Genomic DNA, 3,630 nt, shown 5'->3' with positions numbered 1-3,630 from the left:
TAACAAGTCCGCAACGAGCTACTTTCCCCATGCCAGTAAGGCGTAGTATCATCACCCACAATGTGCTTAGCTTCTTGGTTCGGGATGGGACAAGGCGTTACCACATTTGTATAATCACGGACATTGTTATTTAAATCTATTAGTATTTAATAAACTTAAATAACAATGTTAAAAGCAAGTAATTTAAACTCTTAAACTTACTAAAGTAATAAACCTTAGCAAGGAAGTAATGCTTATTTAAAGTAAGCGGACGGTCTATTAGTATTGGTCAGCTAAATGGCTTTCACCACTTACACACCCAACCTATCAAGCAGCTAGTCTTGCTGCGACCTTAAGAGAAGATTCATCTTAGAGTTGGCTTCGAGCTTAGATGCTTTCAGCTCTTATCACATCCGAACTTAGCTACGCTGCGATGCTCTTGGCAGAACAACAGCTACACCAGTGGTTCGTTCAACCCGGTCCTCTCGTACTAGGGTCAAATCTCTTCAATCTTCTTACGCCCACGGCAGATAGGGACCGAACTGTCTCACGACGTTCTGAACCCAGCTCGCGTACCGCTTTAAATGGCGAACAGCCATACCCTTGGGACCTGCTCCAGCCCCAGGATGCGATGAGCCGACATCGAGGTGCCAAACCTCCCCGTCGATGTGAGCTCTTGGGGGAGATCAGCCTGTTATCCCCGGGGTACCTTTTATCCTTTGAGCGATGGCCCTTCCACACAGAACCACCGGATCACTAAGACCGACTTTCGTCTCTGCTTGACGTGTTTGTCTTGCAGTTAAGCTGGTTTATGCCTTTATACTCTACAAACGATTTCCAACCGTTTTGAACCAACCTTTGTAAGCCTCCGTTATTTTTTGGGAGGCGACCGCCCCAGTCAAACTACCCACCAGACATTGTCCTACGTGAGGATAACTCACGCTAGTTAGCTACCCGAATAAGAAAGAGTGGTATCTCAACGATGGCTCATTATAAACTGGCGTCTATAACTCAAAGCCTCCCACCTATCCTGCACATTCTTATCCAAGTAGCAGTGTCAAGCTGTAGTAAAGGTCCACGGGGTCTTTCCGTCTTGCCGCGGGTAGGAGGAATTTTCACCTCCACTACAATTTCACTGGATCCCTCTTTGAGACAGCTCCCATCTCGTTACGCCATTCATGCAGGTCGGTATTTAACCGACAAGGAATTTCGCTACCTTAGGACCGTTATAGTTACGGCCGCCGTTTACTCGGGCTTCGATCAAGAGCTTCGCATTGCTGCTGACCCCATCAATTAACCTTCGAGCACCGGGCAGGCGTCACACCCTATACATCCACTTACGTGTTAGCAGAGTGCTGTGTTTTTGGTAAACAGTCGGGAGGGACTCTTTGTTGTAAGTTTCCTTGCCTTCGGAGTAAATCCTAATACAAGGCTAACCACACCTTATACCGAAGATACGGTGCTATTTTGCAGAGTTCCTTAAAGAGAGTTCTTCCACGCGCCTTAGAATACTCATCCCACCCACCTGTGTCGGTTTACGGTACGGGCAACATTATCTAAACTTAGAAACTTTTCTTGGCTCGACGGCATCAGCAATTCTTCCTTCCATCCGAAGACTTCAGAAAGCCTTTCAGTTCTCGGTCTAATGTTATACGGATTTGCCTGTATAACAACCTACTACCTTAGACTAGCACTTCCATCCGCTAGCTTGCTTAGCCCTAAGCGTCCTTCCATCGCACAATAATGTTGGTATTGGAATATTAACCAATTTTCCATCGCATACCCCTTTCGGACTTTGCTTAGGACCCGACTAACCCTACGATGACGAGCATCGCGTAGGAAACCTTGGGTTTACGGCGTTAATGATTCTCACATTAATTATCGCTACTCATGCCTGCATGCTCACTTCTATACGCTCCAACGCTCCTTACCGGTACATCTTCAACGCCTATAGAACGCTCTCCTACCACTTGCACTTAACTCTAATTACTTCTTGCTTATTTTAGCTTATGCTATTTTAAAGAAATATAACTTTAAATAAAAGCTCTTAGCTAAATAACTAGAGTTAAGTGCAAGTCTACAGCTTCGGTACTTATTTTAGCCCCGTTATATTTTCCGCGCAAAATCACTAGACCAGTGAGCTATTACGCTTTCTTTAAAGGATGGCTGCTTCTAAGCCAACCTCCTGGTTGTTAAAGTAACTTCACATCGTTTTCCACTCAAATAAGATTTAGGGACCTTAGCTGGTAGTCTGGGTTGTTCCCCTCTCGACGACGGATTTTATCACTCGCCGCCTGACTGCTGTGATTACACTATAAGTATTCGGAGTTTGATAGGGTTTGGTACATTGGTGTATGCCCTAGCCCATTCAGTGCTCTACCCCTTATAGCTACTACACAACGCTATACCTAAATATATTTCGGAGAGAACCAGCTATCACGAAGTTTGATTGGCCTTTCACCCCTATCCACAAGTCATCCGGAGCCGTTTCAATGGCCGTCGGTTGGGTCCTCCACTAGTTCTTACACTAGCTTCAACCTGCTCATGGATAGATCACTTCGTTTCGGGTCTGCAGCATCTGACTTATCGCCCTATTAAGACTCGCTTTCGCTACGGCTTCACGTTAGCTTAACCTTGCCAGACACCACAACTCGCAGGCTCATTATGCAAAAGGCAGTCCATCACCCTGTATTGCTACATAGGGCTCTGAATGATTGTAAGCAAATGGTTTCAGGTTCTATTTCACTCTGATCACCTCAGTTCTTTTCACCTTTCCCTCACGGTACTTGTACACTATCGGTCAGACATTAGTATTTAGGGTTGGATCGTGGTCGACCCAGCTTCAGACAAGATTTCACGTGTCTCGCCCTACTCAGGATACTGCTAAGTAAAGTAAAGATTTTATGTACGGGAGTATCACCCTCTACGCTCAAGCTTTCCAACTTGTTCTACTATCTTTGCTTAGTCTTTGTTGCAGTCCTACAACCCCACTAGTAAACTAGTGGTTTGCCCTCTTACGCTTTCGCTCGCCGCTACTAGCGTAATCTCTATTGATTTCTTTTCCTGTTGGTACTAAGATGTTTCAATTCCCAACGTTCGCTCCATATATGGTAATACATATCTCTATGTATTGGGTTGCCCCATTCGGAAATCTACGAATTAATGCCCCTTGACGGCTCCTCGTAGCTTATCGCAGTCTAGTACGTCCTTCATCGCCTTTGTCTGCCAAGGCATCCACCATTTGCTCTTATTAGCTTACCTTTGTTAATAATGTTATTAATATTTTTACAATTAATAGTATTAATTGAAATATATTTGCATGCATTATTGTTATTGTTTTTAGTATTACTAAAACGCATTACTTCCTTGCTAAAGTTTTTATGTAATTATTAATCTTAATCTTCAAGACGGAAAGCGTCTAAGCTGTGATGCTTAAAAACTTTTTCTTATATATACTTAAATATATGTAATAAGAAAGAGATTAAGTATAACTACCTTTAACAAGCTTATGAAATTGTTTTATATTACTTGCTTGTGACTCTTAACATTGATAAATAAAATAACACTAGGTTAGAAACTATATATAAACATAGAATTAAATTAAATAAAACCTAGAAAGAACATTTAGCTTAAATGCTCTGTTTAAGTTTT

At 42.8% G+C, this 3,630-nt stretch carries 2 rRNA genes; both read right to left on the bottom strand.

What is annotated here, in order from left to right:
• Positions 1-5: 5 nt before the first annotated feature.
• Positions 6-122 (bottom strand): 5S ribosomal RNA (rrf, locus tag AVBRAN12654_RS09155).
• A 116-nt stretch (positions 123-238) separates the two neighbouring features.
• Positions 239-3,240, bottom strand: a 23S ribosomal RNA gene (locus AVBRAN12654_RS09150).
• Positions 3,241-3,630 lie beyond the last annotated feature (390 nt).

The organism is Campylobacter sp. RM12654, assembly GCF_020137585.1.
Lineage (GTDB): Bacteria > Campylobacterota > Campylobacteria > Campylobacterales > Campylobacteraceae > Campylobacter_E.
Note: the sequence above shows the minus strand (reverse complement) of the source record. Positions and strands in the feature narration are given on the sequence as shown.